This window comes from Streptomyces sp. NPDC044064, assembly GCF_056434245.1.
Window position 1 is genome coordinate 90760 of record NZ_JBWKFN010000015.1, and the last position, 19656, is coordinate 110415.

Sequence of the window (19656 nt, forward strand, 5' to 3'; positions counted from 1 at the left end):
AAACTCCCTCACATACCCCCCGAGGCTGCACACCCCCGGCTCCGGACCGCCGCCGAACCCGCACAAGCCCCCCACAGGGGCCTCGTACGATCACCTGCCTAACCAGCGGTAACTCCTGTTCGAGGGTCGCCGGTGAACACCTCGCCGCACGAGGTACGTACGTCATGCAGCAAGCAGTTCGCCGCTGCACGCCCGAGGAGCCGCCCGTGTCCACGCCGTACCCGAACTCCCCTGTCTCCTCCGGCGCCACGGTCTCGGCCACCGACTACGACGGCCTGCCGGTCCTGGTGGCGCCCGAGACCCGGCGGCTGGACGGTGCCGTGCGGGAGGCGTACGTCCCGCCGTTCGCGCCGCCGGTCAAGCACGGCTCCCTCGCGGACCTGCCGTTCGACAACGCCGAGGCGGCCCCCGGCGCGATCGTGCTCAGCCGCAGGTTCGCCGACGGCAGCTGGACGGACGTGACCGCCGCGGAGTTCGCCGGGCAGGTGCTCGCGGTGGCGAAGGGGATGATCGCGGAGGGGCTGGTGCCGGGCGACCGGATCGCCGTCATGGCCCGCACCACGTACGAGTGGACCCTGCTCGACTTCGCCGCCTGGGCGGCCGGTCTGGTCACCGTCCCCGTCTACCCCACCTCCTCCGTCTTCCAGACCCGCTGGATCCTGCACGACTCCGGCGCGAAGGCCCTGGTCACGGAGACCGCGGGGGAGGCCGCGGCCATCGCCCCCGAGCTGGAGCGCATACCGGACCTGCGGCACCTGTGGGTGATCGAGAAGGGGCACGTGGAGCGGCTGGCGGAGCTGGGCGACCAGGTGCCGGACGGCGAAGTGGGCGTCCGGCGCGGGATGCTGGGGCCCGACACGCTCGCCACGCTCATCTACACGTCCGGCACCACCGGACGGCCCAAGGGCTGCGCCCTCTCGCACGGCAACTTCTTCGCCGAGGTCGACAACGCCGTCGAACTGCTCTACCCGATCTTCAAGGCGAAGTCGGGCGAGGAGGTCTCGGTGCTGCTGTTCCTGCCGATGTCCCACGTCTTCGGGCGGATGGTGGCGATCGCCTGCGTCCGGGCCCGGGTGCGGCTCGGGCACGCGCCCAGCCTGAAGGCCGAGGACCTGCTGCCGGACCTGGCCGCCTTCCGGCCGACCTGTCTGCTGACCATCCCGTACATGCTGGAGAAGATCTACAACTCCGCGCGGGCCAAGGCGGAGACGGGCGGCCGGGTGGCCGCCTTCGACCGCGCCTCCGCCGTGGCCGTGCGCTACGGGGAGGCGCTGGAGGCCCGCCAGACCGGCACCGGCGGCGGCCCCAACCGGGCCCTGAAAACGGCCCGTTCCTTCTACGACCCGCTCGTCTACCGGCGCATCCGCAGCGCCATGGGCGGCAAGGTCAAGTACGCCATCTGCGGCGGCTCGCCCCTCGGCCGCCGCCTGGCCGCCTTCTACGCCGGTGCCGGCATCGAGATCTTCGAGGGCTACGGCCTCACGGAGACCACCGGCGCCTCGACGGTGACCCCGCCGCTCAAGCCTCGCCTGGGCACGGTCGGCTGGCCGCTGCCCGGCACCAGGGTGCGCATCGCGGCGGACGGCGAGATCCTGATCGCCGGCGACCACGTCCTGCGCGGCTACTGGGACCCGCAGGCGGGCGGCGTCGTCCCCGCGACCCGGGACGGCTGGCTGGCCACCGGCGACCTCGGCGAGCTGGACGACGAGGGCTATCTGACCATCACCGGCCGCAAGAAGGAGCTGCTGATCACGGCCGGCGGCAAGTCGGTGGCACCGGCACCGCTGGAGAACTGGCTGCGCCAGCACCCGCTGATCTCCCAGTGCATGCTCGTCGGCGACGCCCGCCCCTACGTCGCCGCCCTCATCACCCTGGACCCCGACGGCATCACGCACTGGCGCCAGATGAACGGCAAGCATCCCGTGCCGCCGGAACTCCTGGTCGGCGACCCGGAGCTGGAGGCCGTCCTGCAGCGGGCGCTGGACGAGGCCAACAAACTGGTGTCCCGGCCCGAGTCGATCCGCCGATTCGCCGTGCTGCCCGTGGACTTCACCGAGGTGGCGGGCCATCTGACCCCCTCGATGAAGCTGCGCCGGCAGCAGATCATGCAGGACTTCGCGGCCGAGGTGGAGAGCCTCTACACCCGTTGAGACGGTCGGCACCCGCTCCCGCCGGCCCCGCCTCGGTCCGGACTCGGCGAGGAGCGTGGAGCGGGTTGCCGCCTGGGTCGGTTGCGGCCCGGAGTCGATCCTCGTACGGCCGCCGAAGCCAGTCAATCCTAAGGTTTTCTCCCCAAACCCAAGTGCTAGCTTGGGTGTTGTGACCCTGGACGACCTTCGTGTGTTCGTGGCGGTGTGCCGGGCCGGGAGCCTCAGCGCCGTCGCACGGGAGCTGGGCTGCACCCAGTCCGCCGTCAGCCAGCACGTCAAACGCCTGGAGCGGGAGACCGGAGTGGCCCTGCTGGAGCGGCAGCCGCGCGGGGTCGTGCCCACCCGGGCCGGCCGGATCCTCGAAGCCGCGGCGGCCGAGGGGATCTCGGGCCTCGACCTGGCGATACGGCAGCTGCGCGACCTGCTCGACGGGCACGGCGGACACGTCCGCGTGGCCACCGGCGCCACCACCGTCCGGCACTTCATGTCCGACGCCGTCGTCACCTTCCGGCGCCGCCACCCCCAGGTCAACCTCGAGTTCCGAACGGTCAGTTCCGGCCGCGGCAGCTTCGACGCGCTCACCGACGGCACCCTGGATCTGGCCTGGATCACCCTCGGCCCCCCGGTGCGCGGCATCGAGCAGCGCGCCGTCGTCGAGCTGCCCTGGGTGCTCGCCGTACCCGCCGACGACCCGCTGGCCACGCGCACCCATCTGGATCCGGCCGATCTGACCGACGTACGACTCATCCGGCTGCCGCCGAATTCCGCCTCCGCCGCCCAGCTCGAGGACGCCTGCGCCGAGTGGGGCGTCCGGCTCGGCCACGACACCAGCGTCGCCGACTGGGACACCGCGCTGCTGCTGGCCGAGCTGGGGGTGGGACGGGCCGTCGTCCCCGCCGTACCGGGGCTGCCGGTGCCCGGCGAGGGCGCGCTCCGGCTCGTGCCGCTGCCGGGGCTGCGGCCCCTGCCGGTCGGCTGGGCGGTCCGCCGCTGGGACGCGCTCGGTCCGCCCGCGAGGGCCTTCGCGGACACGGTCGTCGAACGCTGCGGCGTACCGGCTGTGCCCTGAAACGGCCGGACAGCGCGGTAAACCGGCTGTTCTGTTTTTGCCGTGAATCCGCCCCCGGCAAGTGCCGGGGAGCGGGTAGCGTAGGAGGGATGCACCTGTATCCAGGTGTGTCGTCAACTGGTCGACCACACAGAAGAAGTGAGCGTCTTGGGCCCACGCACCACCTCGGGAACCGGCCGGGATCGGATCGGTAACGCCCGCTCGTAGCCTGCCTTTCCACCCTCGCCGACTCCGTCACCACGAGCAGAGGCATGAAAGAAGACAACGACGTCCGCCGAATCTTCCTGCTGAACCCTGACCAGCGCCTCGTCCGCGAGGCCGCGCACGCGGGTGTCCAAGTGCGCTCGATCCGGGTCGACGCAACGGACGAGGCGGCCCTGCGCGCACCGCTCGCGGAGGCCGCCGAGGCCGGGCTGTGCGTCAACCCGGCCCGCGCCCTCAGGGTGCTCTCGGACCCGGCGGCCGTACAGCGCCTGGTCCGCGACAACCGGCTCTCCCCCGGGGGCACCGAGGTCGCCCCCGGCGATCTGCGGCTGACCGTGGAGACGCTGAGCGTGCACGGTATGCACCAGGCCGTCGGGATCACCGCCAGCACCCCCTACGGCCTGCTCCACCCCGCCCCGCTCACCGACGACACCGCCGCCGAGGTGCGCGCGGTGGTGACCGCGCTGCTGGACCTGACCGGGTACCAGTACGGACCGGCCCACATCAGCGTCGCCCTCACCTCGCGCGGGCCGGTGATCACCGGCTGCCGGGCGGGACTCGGGGACGACCCGGTGCCCGAACTGGTCAAGGTGGCCGGCGGGTTCGACCTGACGGCCGGCGCCATCGAGGTGCTGGCCGGGCGGCTGGTCGACGCGGTGCGGCCGAACCGGTTCGCGGCCGCGGCCCTGCTGAGCCCGCCGTGGCGGCTGGAGACCACCGAGGTCGGGATACTGCCGCACGTCCGGCACGTCTCGCCGCCCGGTGCGCTGCGCCCCGGACACCTCGTCGTGCACGCCGAATCGCCCGAGCTGGCGGCCCGCCGGGTCGCCTCCCTCACCGCCCTGGTCGTCGGCGACGGCGGCTGACCGGCGACCGGGAACGGATCGGGAACGATCCGGTACGGGCCGACCGCACTGTTGATACGTCGCCGGAAGAAGGACGACGACGCCAGCGACGTCAACGGGAGGCGGAGTCAGGATGCTGAAGTTCTCGATCCTCGGGGCACTGCAGATCCGTACCGTGTCCGGCCCGGCGGAGATCTCCGGCGACCTGCAGCGCACCCTGGTGCAGACCCTGCTGATCAGCGAGGGCCAGTCGGTGTCCGGGGAGAGCCTGGTCGAGGAGATGTGGGGGGACGCGGTCCCCGACAACCAGGCCAACGCCCTGCAGGCCCATGTCAGCCGGCTGCGCCGCAGGCTGCGCAGCCTGGAGCCCGGCCGGTCCGGATCCCGGGTGACCATCCACCCCTCCGGCTACCGGCTGGTGGTGACCGAGGGCGAGCTGGACGCCGCGGAGTTCGTGCGCACGGTACGGCAGGCCGAGTCGGCGTCCCCGCAGGACGCGGAGCGCACCGCGCGGCTGCTCGGCGGCGCTCTCGCACAGTGGCGCGGCCCCGTCTTCGGCGGGTTCGCCGGCGGGACGCTGTGCCAGCTGGCCGGTGCGCGGTACGAGGAGTACCGGATGCGGGCCATGGAGCTGCGCTTCGACGCCGAGCTGCGGCTGGGCCGGCATGCCGCCGTGCTCGCGGAGCTGACAGAGGCGCACACCAACCACCCCTTGCGGGAACGCTTCTGCGAGCAGCTGATGATCGCCCTGTACTGCTCGGGGCGGCAGGCCGACGCCCTGGACGTCTTCCGCCGGATGCGCCGCCATCTCGACGACGAACTCGGCATCCAGCCATCCCCCGCCCTGCGGCATGTCGAGAGCGCGATTCTCCGCCATGACCCGGCTTTGGCCGGTGATGCGCGTTCCTCGCTCCTTCAACTTGCATAAAGGGTTAGCTTTTGACTGAGCCGAGACGTGTCGCACGGTAACGTGAAGTCGCCTTTCAGCGTGGCCCGTTCGGGTACAACCTAGGATTGTCCCGAACATCTCGGGCCGGGCAACGCGATGGGGCGGGGGGGACGGGTTCGTGGAGTCGGCGGTATCCGCTCGGCCTGTCGTGCGCTTCAACATCCTCGGCTCGTTGGAGGGCTGGCACGGCGAGCGTCGGCTGAGACTCGGCAGCCCGACCCAGGAACGCGTTCTGGTCACGCTCTTACTGGAGCCCGGGCGCATGGTGCCGGTGCCCCGGCTGGTCGCCGCGGCCTGGGACGGCGAGCCGCCGCAGACCGCCGGCCACCAGATCCGCAAGGCGGTCGCCGCGCTGCGCACCCGGATACCGGGCGGCGCCGGACTGATCGTCACCGACGGCGCCGGATACCGGGCCGTCATCGACGAGGGCCAGCTCGACCTGCACGAGTTCGGCCGCCGCTCGGCCGAGGCCCGGCAGGCGGTGGCCGCCGGTCAGCCGGCGGAGGCCGTCGGGCATCTGCGGGCCTGTCTGGACCTGTGGCGGGGCCCGGTCATGGCCGGAACGGGCGGTTCGGTGATCTCCGCGGCCTCCGCCGCGCTCGAGGAACGGCACATGGCCGTCGCCGAGCAGTACTTCGAGCTGCAGCTGGAACTCGGCCAGTCCACCGAACTCATCGGACCTCTACGCGAGTTGGTGACCGCGCACCCGCTGCGGGAGACCCTGCGCGGGCGGCTGATGCTCGCCCTGTACCGGGGCGGCCGGCAGGCCGATGCGCTGGAGGAGTTCGGCCGGGTGCGCGAACTGCTCGTCGAGGAGCTGGGCATCGACCCGGGCGCCGAGCTGACAAGGCTGTACGAAGCCATTCTGCGCGACAGCCCCGAAGTGGCGCCCCGGGTACCGCAGTCCGTGGCCGACCGCGCCGCCCACCTCGCACCCGCTCCCCTCGACCGGCCTTCCGGATCCGAGCCCGCGCCCTGCACCCTGCCCTACGACCTGCCGGACTTCACCGGCCGCGACGATGAGCTGGCCCGGCTGCTGGAGGTGGGCCGGGCCCCGGCCGGCGGGTGCGCCCGCATCGTCGGCGTGGACGGCATGGGCGGCAGCGGCAAGACCACCCTGGCCGTGCACGCCGCCCACCTGCTCGCGCCGGACTACCCCGACGGGCAGCTCTTCGTCGACCTGCGCGGATTCAGCCCCGGCGAGAAGGCGCAGGAGCCGGGCGCGGTCCTGCACTCCCTGCTGCGCACCGTCGGCATCCCGGACGACCGGATACCGGACGACCTGGAGCGGCGCACCACCCTGTGGAGAACCGTTTCCGCCCAGCGGAAGCTGCTCCTCCTTCTCGACAACGCCGCCGACGCCGCCCAGGTACGGCCGCTGCTGCCCACCTCCGAGGACTGCCTGGCCATCCTCACCGGCCGGGTCCGCATGCTCGAACTCGACGGCGCCGAGTGGCTCCCGCTCGGCCTGCTCTCGCCCGACGACAGCGCCACCCTGCTCACCCGGATGCTCGGCGCCGACCGCACCGCCGCCGAACCCCAGGCCGTCGACCAGCTCGCCCGGCTCTGCTGCGGCCTGCCCCTCGCCCTGCGTATCACCACCGCCCGGCTGCGCAACCGCCCCCGCTGGACCGTCCGGTACCTGGTCGACCGGCTCGCCGACGAGACCCGGCGGCTGCGCGAGATGAGCGCCGGGGAACGCAGCGTCGAGGCCACGCTCCGGCTGTCGTACCAGGCGATGGAGGAGGACCGGCGCGTCGCCTTCCGGCTGCTCGGCCTGCACCCCGGCAGCGCCATCGACGTCCACTCGGCCGCCGCGCTGCTCGGCACCGACGTCCACGACGCCGAGGACGTCCTGGAGCACCTGCTCGACGCGCATCTGCTGGAGCAGCACGAGGCGGGGCTGTACGGATTCCATGATCTGGTGCGGACGTATGCGATCAGTGTGCGGGAGGTGGAGGACGACGAGGGGTCCGCCGTCGAGCGGCTCGTGGCGTACTACGCGCTGGCCACCGAACAGGCATGCAAGATGCTCTTCCCCGGTCGTGACCGCTTCGGCAACCCGTCCGAGCCGAGCGCGCCCGAACTGCCCCGGCTGGACGGCGACGAGCAGGCTCTGGCCTGGTTCGACCGGGAACACGAGGCGCTGCTCGCGGTCGTCGCACAGGCGGGCGCCCGATGCCTGCACCGCTCCGCCACGTTGCTCGCCCGCGACCTGCTCTTCTATCTCGACCTGCGGGGCCACTACGAGGAGTTCCGGGTGGTCGGCCGCATCGGTGTCGATGCCTGCCGACAGCTTGGCGACTCGGCGCTGCTCAGCGTCTGCCTGGGCAACCTGGCCGTGGCCCACTGGTGGCTGGGGGACTTCCAGGACGGGATCACCACCGCCCAGGAGGCCCTGGAGCTGGCTGCGACCGACGATCGCCGAGGCGAGGCGATGTGCATCGATGTGCTCGGCATGCTGCACGGCGCGATAGGCAACTTCGACGAGGCGCGCAACTACCTGGACCAAGGCATTGCCTTGCACAGGGAGCTGGGCTCACCTCGGGCGGAGGCTGTGGCGCTGGCCAACCTCAGCACCGTGGAGACCTGGGCGGGCCGATATGCCGAAGCGGCCCGGTACGCGGCCCAGGCCACCGAGCTGAACCGGCGCCTGGGCGAGCGCAGCAACGAGATCTCCTCACTGACCTGGCTGGCGCTGGCCCACCTCGGCACCGGCGAGGACGAACGGGCGAGGGCCTGCCTCGCGCAGGCTCTCGAACTGTGCGACGAGTCCCGGAAACCCGCGAACGTAGCTGTCGTCCTCGCCCAGTGGGCGCGGGTCTGTCAGCGCCTCGGCGACATGCGTTCGGTCGCCGAACACGCCGAGCGTGCCTTGGACCTGGTCTCCGCCGAGGGCACGGCCCTGCGCCAGGCGACCGTGGCCAATGTGGTGGGCCTGGTCCACCTGCGCAGCGGCGCACCCGAGCAGGCGATGGAACTGCATCGTCACGCCCACGATCTGGCCTCCCGCCTGGGCTACCGTTTCGAAACCGCCCGTGCCCTGCATGGCATGGCGGAGGCGGCGCAGGCGCTGGGCGACGAACCGATGGCACGTCAGCATCGGGGCGCGGCGGAGGCGCTGTACGACGCGATGCGGGTCACGGACGCGGGGCGTTGTCTCTAGGCAACGAACCTTGTGGATGGCGGGAAACACCGGGCCGGCCCGCATGAAGAACGGCACCGACGGGCGTGAGCCCGGCCGGTGCCGTCGTTGCCGCGGTGCGCGGTTCGCGAACGCCGTCAGTAGTGGACGAGGCCGGGCGGGCGCTCGTCCGCCAGGGTCGGCACGGACTGCGCCTGGTGGCCGGTCAGACCGGAGGCGATGTGCACCAGGGCGTGCTCCATGCCGGTCGCCGGGACGGCCGCCGCGGTGCCGAGTGCCAGGACGCCTGCGCCGGTGAGCGCGGTCAGAGCCGTCTTCGTACGCAGTGCGATGGCGCGCATAGGTCGAACCCCCAGGAAGAGACGGATCGTGATCCGGTCGCCGGGCCTCTCCCCGACGCCGCATCCGATGCTCGGGGCGGGCGATACCCATGCCGTCCCCGACGGTTCCCGGCACGGGGCGGGCTCCCGGTACTCCTGGTTTCAACCGCTCCTAGGCGGGCTTCCGGGCGAACAGGAAGGCCTGCGGGACCGGTTCACCGAGGCCGCTGTCGGGTTCGCGAACCGTGCGGGAGCCGAGCGTGAAACCGGCGTCCACGAGCAGTTCCGCCAGGTGCTCGGGACGGCGCCGGTGGAAGTCCAGCGCCACCGGATGGCCCCAGGGGCGGTCGTGGCGGCGGGTGTGTTCCCCGGCCTGGAAGGCGAGCAGGAGGTGGCCGCCGGGGGACAGGACCCGGTGGAGCTCGGCGAACAGGGCAGGGAGTTCGTCCACCGGGGTGTGGATGGTCGAGTACCAGGCGACGACACCGGCCAGCGCGCCGTCCCCGAGGGGGAGGTCCAGCATGGAGCCCTGCTCGAAGCGCAGCCCGGGGTTCTCGCGGCGGGCGATCGCGAGCATGGACTCGGACAGGTCGAGCCCGAAGACGTCCAGGCCGAGCGCGGCGAGGTGCGCGGTGACCTGCCCGGGTCCGCAGCCGAGGTCGGCCACCGGCCCGCCGGGGCCGACGAGTTCGGCGTAGGCGGCGAGCAGGGCCCGGTCCAGGGGCCTGGCGGTGTACGCGTCCCGGAACTGCTCGGCGTAGTCGTCGGCGACGGTGTCGTAGAAGGTACGGGTGGCGGCGAGGAAGTCGTGGGAGTCGCGGGAGTCGCGGGAGTCGGCCATGGAGAGGGACCGTAGCCAGGCCCACTGACAGCGGGGCTTTGGCAGCCCCGGACTACGCCACCCCCGCCAGTCGCAGCAGTGCCGTCGTCGCCGCGGCGCCCAGGACGACCACCGCGAACGGCGCCCGACGCCACGCCAGAAGGCCTCCGGCCAGCACCCCCGCCGGGCGGGCCCAGCCCGCGAAACCGCCGCCCTCGGTCAGGGCGCCCGTGGCCAGCAGGGCGGCGAGCAGGACGACGGCGCCCGCCGACGCCAGCTCCTGCACCCGGGCCGGAACCGTGACCCGGCCGTGCAGCAGCGGGCCCACCAGGCGGAAGGCGTACGTGCCGACGGCCAGGGCCAGGATCATGCCGACCGTGGCGTTCATGCGGCGGCCCCGGCGGGGCGGCGGTACAGGAACAGCCCGGCCAGTGCGAGCAGCACCGGCACCCCGGCCGGTACCGCGGGCGTCACGGCCAGGGCCAGGGCGGCGCCGAGCAGGGCGCAGCGCCGCAGCGTCGCGTCGGCGCGCAGGGTCGGCACGACCAGGGCCACCAGGACGGCGGGGAAGGCCGCGTCGAGGCCGTAGCGCGCGGTGTCGCCCAGGGCGCGGCCGGCGAGGGCCCCCGCCAGTACGCCGGTGTTCCAGACGGCGAACAGGCCGAGTCCGGAGATCCAGAACGCCCGGCGCCGCCGCCGCGGGTCGGGCTGGGCGAGGGCGAAGGCGACCGTCTCGTCGGTGACGAGATGAGCACCCAGGAAACGGGTCGCGCGACCGGTACCGATGGTCTCGGCCACCGCCAGGCTGAAGGCGGCCGTACGCGTGTTGAGCAGCAGGCCGGTGGCCGCGGCGGCCAGTGGACCGCCTCCGGCGAGGAGCACCCCGACCGCGCTGAACTGGGCCGATCCCGCGTACACCAGCAGCGACATCAGCACCGGGACCCACACAGGCAGCCCGCCCGCGACGGAGACCGCGCCGAACGAGACGCCGACGATGCCACTGGCCAGCCAGACGAGGGAGCTGTCCCGGACCAGCGAGCCGGTCTCCGGCGTGCCGGGACCCGTTCGGCCGAATGAGCGTGTTCGGAGTAGCGAACGCATGTTTTCTACAATGAACAGCGAACACCCAGTCCGTCAAGGCGAACGATCGTACCGATGGAGCGAACGACATGTCCGAGGCACCGTCCGGGCCGCCCGCCCGGCTTCCGATGGAGTGGATCGCCGCGTCCCTCAGGCGTGAGCGCACCCGCACCGGGCTGTCCCTGTCCGAGCTGGCCAAGCGCGCCGGGATCGCGAAGTCCACGCTGTCCCAGCTGGAGGCGGCGAGCGGGAATCCGAGCATGGAGACGATCTGGGCGCTGGCCGTGGCCCTCGGGGTGCCCTTCAGTGCCCTCGTGGAGCCGCCCATGCCCGCGGTCCAGGTGATCCGGGCCGGCGCGGGACCCGCCGTGCACTCCGAGCGGGCCGGCTATCTGGCGACGCTGTTGTCGGCGAGCCCGCCGGGTGCGCGCAGGGATATCTATTACGTCTGGCTGGAGCCTGGGGCCGTACGGGATTCCGAACCGCACATTCCCGGGACCACGGAGCACATCGTGGTCACAGAGGGAGGCGTCAAGGCGGGGCCGCGTGGGGAGACGGTCGAACTGGCGCCCGGGGACTACATGTCCTACCGCGGCGATGTCCCGCATGCTTACGAAGCGCTCACAGCCGGGACAAAGTTCGTACTGATCATGCAGCACATGTGAACCGGAAATGAACGGAAAAAGGCAGGAGCCCCGTCGCCTTGCGGCGTGGGGCTCCTTGGGTACTGCACTCAGGTTCTGCGATCAGGCAGTGATCAGACGGGGGTGACGTTCTCCGCCTGCGGACCCTTCGGGCCCTGCGTCACGTCAAAGCTCACCTGCTGGTTCTCCTCGAGGGAGCGGAAGCCGGAGGCGTTGATCGCGGAGTAGTGAACGAAGACGTCGGGGCCGCCGCCCTCCTGGGCGATGAAGCCAAAGCCCTTTTCGGCGTTGAACCACTTCACGGTTCCGGTAGCCATAAGCCCTCCTTGGGCTCAAAAGGGTTGCCCTGCTCCAGAACCTGCAAGTGCGAAACTGTGCTGCACAACGCATTCGTCTGAAAACGACGAGAGCCCGCGGTCACATGCTCCGCAGGCTCTGTACTGCAAGGGAAACCAAACTGCAACTTGCGGCGAGCCTAGCACGCAGGCAGCCGAAAGCAATAGAGGTCAAGATCACGTCACCCGAATGTTTGAACCACCGGACGGGTGGGTTGACGGTGGGGCCGGTCTCAGCACCGTACAGCACGGGGTCTAGTCTCGCGATGTGGACAATTCTCGCACCCGGCCGCGCGTCGGCCACATCCAGTTCCTGAACTGCCTGCCCCTCTACTGGGGGCTCGCGAGAACCGGCACGCTCCTCGACTTCGAGCTGACCAAGGACACCCCGGAGAAGCTCAGCGAGCAGCTCGTGCGCGGCGACCTCGACATCGGGCCCGTCACCCTCGTCGAGTTCCTGCGCAACGCCGACGATCTGGTCGCCTTCCCGGACATCGCCGTCGGCTGCGACGGCCCGGTGATGTCCTGCGTGATCGTCTCGCAGGTCCCGCTCGACCGGCTGGACGGCGCCCGGGTCGCCCTCGGCTCGACCTCCCGCACCTCGGTCCGGCTCGCCCAGCTCCTGCTGGCCGAGCGGTACGGCGTGCAGCCCGAGTACTACACCTGCCCGCCCGACCTCGGCCTGATGATGCAGGAGGCGGAGGCCGCCGTCCTCATCGGCGACGCGGCCCTGCGCGCGAACCTGCACTACGGGCCCAAGCTCGGCCTGGACGTGCACGACCTCGGGGCCATGTGGAAGGAGTGGACCGGCCTGCCGTTCGTCTTCGCGGTCTGGGCGGCGCGGCGCGACTACCTGGAGCGCGAGCCGGCCCTCACCCGGCAGGTCCACGAAGCCTTCCTCGCCTCCCGCAACCTCTCCCTGGAGGAGGTCGGCAAGGTCGCCGAACAGGCCTCGCGCTGGGAGGCCTTCGACGAGGCGACCCTGGAGCAGTACTTCACCACCCTCGACTTCAGCTTCGGCGAGCCGCAGCTGAACGCGGTCACCGAGTTCGCCCGCCGGGTGGGCCCGACGACCGGCTTCCCGGCGGACGTGAAGGTGGACCTGCTTCAGCCGTAATCGCCACGGCACTACGCTGCGGGCAGTGAGGCGTACCGGGGCGAGGCGGGACGCCCCGGGGGGAAGAGGGGGACGCCATGCAGCCGCTCGCAGCGGACGAACCTGCCGCCGTCGGGTCCTACCGGCTGCTCGGCCGGCTCGGCTCCGGCGGCATGGGCCGGGTCTACCTGGGCCGCAGCGCGGGCGGCCGTACGGTCGCCGTGAAGATGGTGCATCCGCACTTCGCGCTGGACGAGGAGTTCCGGGCCCGCTTCCGGCGCGAGGTGGAGGCCGCCCGCCGGGTCGGCGGGGCCTGGACCGCGCCCGTGCTCGACGCGGACCCGGAGGCCGCCGTGCCCTGGGTCGCCACCGCCTACGCGGCCGGCCCCTCCCTCGCCACCGCCGTCCGGGACGGCGGCGCACTGCCCGCGCACACCGTACGGGCGCTGGGCGCGGGCCTCGCCGAGGCGCTGACGGCGGTGCACGAACTGGGCCTCGTCCACCGGGACGTGAAGCCCTCCAACGTCCTGCTGACCCTGGACGGCCCGCTGCTGATCGACTTCGGCATCGCGCGCGCCACGGACGGCACGGCGTCCCTGACCTCGACCGGTGTCTCCGTCGGCTCGCCGGGCTACATGTCCCCCGAGCAGATCCTCGGCAAGGGGGTCACCGGCGCGGCGGACGTCTTCTCCCTCGGCGCGGTGCTGGCGTACGCGGCGACCGGTGAGCCGCCCTTCCCCGGCGACTCCTCGGCCGCGCTGCTCTACAAGGTCGTCCACGAGGAGCCGGAACTCGGTGACCTGACGGGTGAGTTGCGGGAAGCCGCTGCCGTCTGCCTGGCGAAGGACCCGGCCGCCCGCCCGGCCCCGGCCGAACTGGCCCGCCGGCTCGCCCCCGAGGGCGCCGCCCGCCTGGTCGCCGGCGGCTGGCTGCCGGGCGCACTGGTGGAACAGGTCAGCCGCAGCGCCGTACACCTGCTGAACCTGGAGACCGCGGAGCCGGCGCCGTCGGGCCCGGTGCGGTTCAGCAGTCCTTCGGTGGGCGGGGAACCCGGTGCGGTCCCGCGTGAGCCGGCCCTGGTCGCGGGGGAGTTCGGACCGGCTCCGGTCATGGCTCCCCCCGTGCCGGCCGAGGCTCCGTCCGTGCCGTCGGGGGCTTTGCCCGAGGACGCGGTGCCGGCGCCCGGGAAGGTCAGCGTCAGCGTGGCGGCGGCCTCCGGGCCGGGGGAGAGCGGGCGCGGCCGGCGGGTGAGCTGCACCGTCGCGCTGGCCGTGGCGGGGGCACTGGCCGCGACCGCCGTGGGGATCGGGGCGCTGCTGCAGCCGTGGGCCGAAGGGGGGCACGACACGGTGGGCGGTGCGCGACCTTCCTCCGCCTCGTCCTCGGCGCCGTCACCCGCCGACGGCGATTCGCAGCAGCCGAGTGCCGCGCCGGGCGCGATCCCGGCCCGCTACCTGGGCACCTGGGAGGGCCGGGCCACCGGACTCGGCGGCAGCCTGGACATGGGCACCTTCCGGCTCACCGTCCACCGGGCCGCCGTCGGCAAGGAGCTGGGGCGGCTGAGGCAGACCGACCAGATCGGGGGCGTCTGCACCGACATCCTCACCCTCAAGCAGGTGACGAGGACCCGGATCGTGGCGACCTCGGTGGGCGCCGAGGGCAACCACGCCGGCTGCGATCCCGCGCCGCACCCCGTGGAGTTGACGCCGGTCGGCGACGACCTGCGGTACACCGCACAGAGCGCGGCCGAGGGCGACCCGGAGTCGCGGATGTCGAAGGTGGGCTAGCCCGGCACCGCGCCACGCCCCCGGCGGCCCGCCCGCCCCGGCTGTCACTAGTGTGTCTGCGTTGGCGAACGCCAACGGCGCGCCACCGCACCGGTCTTGGTCCGGACAACGCGTCATAACGCGCAGCACAGCGGTGCAAAGCATCGCAACGGGGAAGGACGGGGAACGCCCGCCATGGAGACACTGCAGCCGGACGACCCGCGGGAGTTGGGCAGCTACCGCATGCTGCGCCGGCTCGGAGCCGGCGGCATGGGCCGGGTCTACCTGGCCCGCTCGCCGGGCGGCCGCACCGTCGCCGTGAAGGTCGTACGCCCCGACCTCGCCGCCGACGCCGACTTCCGCCGGCGCTTCCGGCACGAGGTGGAGATCGCCCAGGCGGTCTCCGGCCCCTGCACCGCCTCGGTCGTGGACGCCGACCCGGACGCACCGCTGCCGTGGCTGGCGACCTCGTACGTGCTCGGCCCGGACCTGACGGACGTCGTGGACGCGCACGGCGCGCTGCCCGAGCGCACCGTGCGCGCGCTGGGTGCCGGGCTCGCGGCCGCCCTCCAGGAGATCCACGCGGCCGGTCTCATCCACCGTGACCTCAAGCCCTCGAACGTCCTCCTGGCCGCCGACGGCCCCCGCGTCATCGACTTCGGCATCGCGCGGGCGGTGGACGGCAACCGGATGACCCAGACCGGCGTCGTGGTCGGCTCGCCCGGCTACATGCCCCCGGAGCAGGCCCTGGGCCAGGACGTCGGCCCCTCCGGCGACGTCTTCTCGCTGGGCGCCGTCCTCGCCTTCGCCGCCACCGGCCGCAACGTCTTCGGCGACGGCGCCGCCTCGCACGCCGCGATGCTCTATCAGGTCGTCCACGGCGAACCGGTTCTGACGGACGTACCGCAGTCCCTGCTCGGTCTGGTGCGGGCCTGTCTGCTGAAGGACCCGGCCGCCCGGCCCGGCCCCGCCGAGATCGTGGCGGCACTGGCCCCGCAGGGCGTCGAGGGCGTGCTCGGCGACTGGCTGCCCTCGGCGGTGGCGTCCACCATCGCCACCCACGCGGCCGGGATCCTGGACCTCGACCTGGAGGTACCGGAGCAGCCGGCCGCCGCACCCTCCTTCGGCCCGGCCCCGACGATGCCGGCCGCAGCGGTCCCGTCGACGGGCACGCCGGCGGCGGGATACGGCTACCCGCCGGCGGGTACGCCCGCTGCCGGGTACGGCTATCCGCCGGCCGGCACGCCCGCTCCCGCCCACGGCGCACCGGCGCCCGGCCACGACACTGCGCAGCCCGGCACCGTCCGGCTCGGCGCCACGGACGCCTCCGCCCCGGCCCCCACCCGCCGCCGCGCCCTCTCCTACGCCCTCGGCGGTGCCGCCGCCGTAGCCGTCGCCGGCGGGGGCACGGCCTGGTGGCTGTCCCGCAAGGACGGAGGCACCGGCACGTCCGACGGCCCGGGCGGACAGGGCAGTTCCGGCGAGCCGGCCGCCGAGACCTTCACCACCCCGCCTCCCGGGGTGGCCCCGCAGCCGCTGTGGCACAGGAGCGCCGCCGAGGACAGCACCGCGACCTCCGTACCGCTCGTCACCTACGACGGACTGCTCCTGGTCAGCGGTGACCCGCTGGTGGCGTACGACGTGAAGACCGGCAAGGCGCGCTGGTCCAGGAAGGGCATCTGCCGCCCGGGAGCCCCGCTCCTCTTCCACGGCGGCAAGGTGTTCCTGGCCGACGGCGACTTCGACGGCGTCCTGGTCGCCTATGACGTACGGACCGGCGACGAGGCCTGGCGCAGCCGGCTCGGCAAGAAGCTGAGCATCGAGCGGACGATCGCCGTCGACGACAGGAACGTCTACGTCACGCTGACCGACTACGGCCAGGCCAAGAGCGCCACCAAGTACCGCACGGCCGTCGCCGCGGTCAGCCACACCACGGGCCGGACCGCATGGCTGCAGCGGCGCGACTGGGGCACCAAGGACTACGACGTCGAGGGCACCGTCTCCGGCAAGTACCTCGTCTACGCCGACTCCAACTACAACCTGACCGTGCGTGACACCGCCACCGGCGGGCAGCTGTGGACCAGGAAGATCGGCGACGACTGGAGCTGGCAGCCCACGGCCGCGAACGGACTGGTGTTCCTGCCGGGCGAGCAGCTCACCGCCGTGGACATCGAGACCGGCAGGACCCGCTGGACGCTCTCGCCGAACGGCCGCCGCGGCTTCAACAACCCCACCGTCATCGACGGCGTCCTCTACGCCACCGACTACGACCGCGGCATCTGGGCCGTCGACGTCGAGGACGCCAAGCGGATCTGGCTGTGCGAGGCGGGCAACCGCGTGCCCAGGGAGACGTTCGTGAAGGCCGGGACGACGCTGTACGGGGCCGCCGGCGCGCTGGGCGGCGGCATCATCTCCCTGGACGCGAGGACCGGCAAGGTCCGCTGGACCTGGGTCGACAACACCGACGCCACCGACTACTGGCAGATCACCCGCTCGGGCAGCCGGCTGCTGGTCACCGGCGGTCAGGAGGTCTACGCGATGCCGGCTGTCTGAGACGGGCCTCCCCGATCGGCCGAACTCCCTAGGATCTCCCCGTGAGCACGGACGCGTTGGCCCTCGTCGCGGCGCTGTGGGGAGCGGTCGCGGGCGCGCTGCTGCCCCGGGCCGCCTACCGGTTCGCCGCCCCGGACGAGGAGCCGTGGCGCAAGCTGTGCCCGGACGGCCACCCGGTCCGCGGGTGGCTCGGCTGGGCACGGTGCGGCGAGTGCGCGCGGACGCCGGACGACGCGTCCGCCGCCCTGGCCACCCTCACCGCCCTCATCTGTGCCGCCCTCGCCGCCGCGACCGGTACCCGGCCCGAGTTGGGGGTCTGGCTGCTGCTCGCTCCGGTGTGGGTGCTGCTGGCCGCCGTCGACCTGCGGGTGCGGCGGCTGCCCGACCCGCTGACCCTGCCGCTCGCGGCCGCGGGGCTCGCCCTGCTCGGCCTCGTCGCGCTGCTGCCCGAGCACGCGGGTCACTGGCTCACCGCGCTGTACGGCGCCCTCGCGCTCGGCGCCGGCTACTACGTGCTGTACCTGATCAACCCGGCCGGCATGGGCTTCGGCGACGTGAAACTCGCCCTCGGCATGGGCGCCGTCCTCGGCTGGTACGGCTGGCCGACCGTCCTGCTCGGAACCTTCGCCGGCTTCCTGTCCGGGGCGTTGTACGGCGGTGGCCTCGTCGTCGCGCGACGAGCGAGCCGCAAGACGGCGATCCCGTTCGGGCCCTTCCTCATCGTCGGAGCCTTCGCCGGGCTGCTGATCGGCGCGTACGCGGCCTGAGCGCAGACGGTCCGAACCCCTGGCGTAGGCTGGATCAGTCCGTCCACAACCCTTGACGAAAGGGACCTCTGGTGACCGAGAAGGCCGACCTCCAGTCTGTCCTCGACCGTGCCGCTGCCGGTGGGCGGATCACCCCGGAAGAGGCGCTCGTCCTCTACCGCGACGCCCCGCTGCACGCGCTGGGCGCCGCCGCCGACGCCGTACGCCGCCGCAGGTACGCGGGCGTCGAGCACATCGCGACGTACATCATCGAGCGCAACATCAACTACACGAACGTGTGTGTCACGGCGTGCAAGTTCTGCGCCTTCTACGCGGCCCCCAAGGACACCGCCAAGGGCTGGACCCGCGACCTCGACGACATCCTGCGCCGCTGCGCGGAGACCGTGGAGCTGGGCGGCACCCAGATCATGTTCCAGGGCGGCCACCACCCGGACTACGGCGTCGAGTACTACGAGAAGCACTTCAAGGCCATCAAGGACGCCTTCCCGCAGCTGGTGATCCACTCGCTCGGCGCCTCCGAGGTCGAGCACATGGCCCGGATCTCCGGGGTGTCGGTCGAGGAGGCCATCACCCGGATCCACGAGGCGGGCCTCGACTCCTTCGCGGGTGCCGGCGCCGAACTGCTGCCCGCCCGCCCCCGCAAGGCCATCGCGCCCCTCAAGGAGAGCGGCGAGCGCTGGCTGGAGATCATGGAGGCCGCGCACCGACTGGGCGTGGAGTCCACGTCCACCATGCTCATGGGCACGGGCGAGACGAACGCCGAGCGCATCGAGCACCTGCGCATGATCCGGGACGTACAGGACCGCACGGGCGGCTTCCGCGCCTTCATCCCGTACACCTACCAGCCCGAGAACAACCACCTGAAGGGCCGCACCCAGGCCACGCTCTTCGAGTACCTGCGGATGATCGCGATCGCCCGCCTCTTCCTGGACAACGTCCAGCACATCCAGGGCTCGTGGCTGACCACCGGCAAGGAGGTCGGCCAGCTGTCCCTGCACTACGGCGCGGACGACCTCGGCTCGATCATGCTGGAGGAGAACGTGGTCTCCTCGGCCGGTGCCAAGCACCGCTCCAACCGGCTCGAGATCATCGACCTCATCCGCAAGGCGGGCCGCGTCCCGGCCCAGCGCGCCACGACCTACGAGCACCTCGTCGTGCACGACGACCCGGCGAACGACCCCGTCGACGAGCGGGTGATGTCGCACATCTCGTCCACGGCGATCGAGGGCGGCACGGCTCACCCCGAGCTGAAGCTGCTGGCGTCCAACTAGAGCCGGCCCGGCGTTCCGTGCTGACACTTCATGTCGCCGAGCAGTCGCCCGAGACGGCGGTCGTGGTCGACGGGGCGTCCGTCGCCGCGGTCGGCCCGTACGAGGAACTGGCCGCCGCCCACCCGCAGGCGAGGGTGCGGCGCTGGCCCGGCATCCTGACCCCGGGACTGCTGAACCCGTACGGCCCGGAGCTGCTGGAGGCCACGTACCATCCCGACCCGCGCGAGGCCGACTCCCTCGGGACCGAGCCCATCGGCGGGGAGCGGGCGCGGGAGATCCTGCGCGGCGACCCCGCCCGCCTCGGCGCGAGCGCGCGGCGCGGGGTGCAGCGGATGCTGGCGCACGGCACGGTGGCGCTGGCCGGGGAGCTGCGGTCGCGGGCCGTGGCCGACGCGGTGCGCAGAGCCGGGCTCGCGACGGGGCAGCGGCCGGACCGTCTGCCGGGCCCGGCGGCGCTGTCCCCGACCCCGCTGATCCTGCTGCCGAAGCTGGTGCCGGGCGGGCCGGCCCGATTCGCCGTGTTCGATGTGGCGGACCGCGCCGAACTGGTCCGGCGCGGTGCCGGGACCTGCGTGGCGACCGTGATCGGAGGACGGCTGGTGTACCGCGGCCGCTGATCACGGCCCGTACCGGGGACGCCCG

General features: G+C 72.6%; 17 protein-coding genes. 12 read left to right on the forward strand and 5 right to left on the reverse strand.

All coding sequences use genetic code 11. The annotated features are described in order from the left end of the window. Positions 1–206: 206 nt before the first annotated feature. The 5 genes from AC07DS_RS24310 (at position 207) to AC07DS_RS24330 (ending at position 8383) form a co-directional block, all read left to right on the forward strand. Positions 207–2150, forward strand: coding sequence for an AMP-dependent synthetase/ligase (locus AC07DS_RS24310; protein WP_479148646.1), 1944 nt, complete (start codon positions 207–209; stop codon positions 2148–2150). A gap of 169 nt (positions 2151–2319) precedes the next feature. Next, positions 2320–3219, forward strand: a complete 900-nt coding sequence (locus AC07DS_RS24315) for a LysR family transcriptional regulator (RefSeq protein WP_479148462.1) — start codon at positions 2320–2322, stop codon at positions 3217–3219. 251 nt (positions 3220–3470) lie between these two features. Next, a complete protein-coding gene (locus AC07DS_RS24320) occupies positions 3471–4289 on the forward strand; it encodes an ATP-grasp domain-containing protein (RefSeq protein ID WP_479148464.1) in 819 nt (272 codons plus the stop codon). 112 nt (positions 4290–4401) lie between these two features. Beyond that, positions 4402–5196, forward strand: a complete 795-nt coding sequence (locus AC07DS_RS24325; RefSeq protein WP_479148465.1) for an AfsR/SARP family transcriptional regulator — start codon at positions 4402–4404, stop codon at positions 5194–5196. Between the two features lie 169 nt (positions 5197–5365). Further along, complete coding sequence (locus tag AC07DS_RS24330; RefSeq protein WP_479148467.1) at positions 5366–8383, forward strand: AfsR/SARP family transcriptional regulator; 3018 nt, start codon at positions 5366–5368, stop codon at positions 8381–8383. A 116-nt stretch (positions 8384–8499) separates the two neighbouring features. Here AC07DS_RS24330 and AC07DS_RS24335 read toward each other — a convergent pair whose 3' ends face one another. From AC07DS_RS24335 to AC07DS_RS24350, 4 genes are all read right to left on the reverse strand, one after another. After that, on the reverse strand, positions 8500–8703 hold the full coding sequence (locus AC07DS_RS24335) for a hypothetical protein (protein ID WP_479148469.1): 204 nt from the start codon (positions 8701–8703) through the stop codon (positions 8500–8502). A gap of 151 nt (positions 8704–8854) precedes the next feature. Further along, the gene (locus AC07DS_RS24340) at positions 8855–9523 is read right to left on the reverse strand and encodes a class I SAM-dependent DNA methyltransferase (RefSeq protein ID WP_479148471.1); all 669 of its coding nucleotides are present in this window, start codon (positions 9521–9523) and stop codon (positions 8855–8857) included. Positions 9524–9575: 52 nt separating this feature from the next. After that, positions 9576–9890 carry an AzlD domain-containing protein gene (locus tag AC07DS_RS24345; protein ID WP_145884853.1) on the reverse strand — a complete coding sequence of 105 codons (315 nt, stop codon included), beginning with the start codon at positions 9888–9890 and terminating at the stop codon, positions 9576–9578. After that, a complete protein-coding gene (locus tag AC07DS_RS24350; protein ID WP_479148472.1) occupies positions 9887–10603 on the reverse strand; it encodes an AzlC family ABC transporter permease in 717 nt (238 codons plus the stop codon). The genes AC07DS_RS24345 and AC07DS_RS24350 overlap by 4 nt, the downstream gene beginning before the upstream one ends. A gap of 68 nt (positions 10604–10671) precedes the next feature. On the opposite strand from AC07DS_RS24350, the gene AC07DS_RS24355 reads away from it, so the two are divergent. After that, positions 10672–11247, forward strand: coding sequence for a helix-turn-helix domain-containing protein (locus tag AC07DS_RS24355; protein ID WP_479148474.1), 576 nt, complete (start codon positions 10672–10674; stop codon positions 11245–11247). 92 nt (positions 11248–11339) lie between these two features. Here the strand turns inward: AC07DS_RS24355 and AC07DS_RS24360 are convergent, their stop codons facing one another. Beyond that, positions 11340–11543, reverse strand: a complete 204-nt coding sequence (locus AC07DS_RS24360; protein ID WP_003992177.1) for a cold-shock protein — start codon at positions 11541–11543, stop codon at positions 11340–11342. A 286-nt stretch (positions 11544–11829) separates the two neighbouring features. Here AC07DS_RS24360 and AC07DS_RS24365 point away from each other — a divergent pair, with 286 nt between their 5' ends. The 6 genes from AC07DS_RS24365 to AC07DS_RS24390 all read left to right on the forward strand — a co-directional run bounded on the left by AC07DS_RS24365 (position 11830) and on the right by AC07DS_RS24390 (position 19631). Then, a complete protein-coding gene (locus tag AC07DS_RS24365; RefSeq protein ID WP_145884850.1) occupies positions 11830–12678 on the forward strand; it encodes a menaquinone biosynthetic enzyme MqnA/MqnD family protein in 849 nt (282 codons plus the stop codon). A gap of 77 nt (positions 12679–12755) precedes the next feature. Beyond that, a complete protein-coding gene (locus AC07DS_RS24370; protein ID WP_479148476.1) occupies positions 12756–14444 on the forward strand; it encodes a serine/threonine-protein kinase in 1689 nt (562 codons plus the stop codon). A gap of 174 nt (positions 14445–14618) precedes the next feature. Next, the gene (locus tag AC07DS_RS24375) at positions 14619–16976 is read left to right on the forward strand and encodes a protein kinase domain-containing protein (RefSeq protein ID WP_479148478.1); all 2358 of its coding nucleotides are present in this window, start codon (positions 14619–14621) and stop codon (positions 16974–16976) included. A 41-nt stretch (positions 16977–17017) separates the two neighbouring features. Further along, positions 17018–17743, forward strand: coding sequence for a prepilin peptidase (locus AC07DS_RS24380; RefSeq protein WP_479148480.1), 726 nt, complete (start codon positions 17018–17020; stop codon positions 17741–17743). 71 nt (positions 17744–17814) lie between these two features. Beyond that, positions 17815–19014 carry a cyclic dehypoxanthinyl futalosine synthase gene (gene mqnC, locus AC07DS_RS24385; protein WP_145884847.1) on the forward strand — a complete coding sequence of 400 codons (1200 nt, stop codon included), beginning with the start codon at positions 17815–17817 and terminating at the stop codon, positions 19012–19014. A 17-nt stretch (positions 19015–19031) separates the two neighbouring features. Beyond that, positions 19032–19631 carry an imidazolonepropionase-like domain-containing protein gene (locus AC07DS_RS24390; RefSeq protein WP_479148482.1) on the forward strand — a complete coding sequence of 200 codons (600 nt, stop codon included), beginning with the start codon at positions 19032–19034 and terminating at the stop codon, positions 19629–19631. Positions 19632–19656: the final 25 nt, after the last annotated feature.

Excerpts from the sequence above, each read along its gene's own strand:
- AC07DS_RS24340 (WP_479148471.1), bottom strand. The coding sequence starts at position 9,523 with ATGGCCGACTCCCGCGACTCCCGCGACTCCCACGACTTCCTCGCCGCC.
- AC07DS_RS24320 (WP_479148464.1), top strand. The coding sequence starts at position 3,471 with ATGAAAGAAGACAACGACGTCCGCCGAATCTTCCTGCTGAACCCTGAC.
- AC07DS_RS24345 (WP_145884853.1), bottom strand. The coding sequence starts at position 9,890 with ATGAACGCCACGGTCGGCATGATCCTGGCCCTGGCCGTCGGCACGTAC.
- AC07DS_RS24360 (WP_003992177.1), bottom strand. The coding sequence starts at position 11,543 with ATGGCTACCGGAACCGTGAAGTGGTTCAACGCCGAAAAGGGCTTTGGC.
- AC07DS_RS24325 (WP_479148465.1), top strand. The coding sequence starts at position 4,402 with ATGCTGAAGTTCTCGATCCTCGGGGCACTGCAGATCCGTACCGTGTCC.
- AC07DS_RS24350 (WP_479148472.1), bottom strand. The coding sequence starts at position 10,603 with ATGCGTTCGCTACTCCGAACACGCTCATTCGGCCGAACGGGTCCCGGC.
- AC07DS_RS24375 (WP_479148478.1), top strand. The coding sequence starts at position 14,619 with ATGGAGACACTGCAGCCGGACGACCCGCGGGAGTTGGGCAGCTACCGC.
- AC07DS_RS24370 (WP_479148476.1), top strand. The coding sequence starts at position 12,756 with ATGCAGCCGCTCGCAGCGGACGAACCTGCCGCCGTCGGGTCCTACCGG.
- AC07DS_RS24355 (WP_479148474.1), top strand. The coding sequence starts at position 10,672 with ATGTCCGAGGCACCGTCCGGGCCGCCCGCCCGGCTTCCGATGGAGTGG.
- AC07DS_RS24335 (WP_479148469.1), bottom strand. The coding sequence starts at position 8,703 with ATGCGCGCCATCGCACTGCGTACGAAGACGGCTCTGACCGCGCTCACC.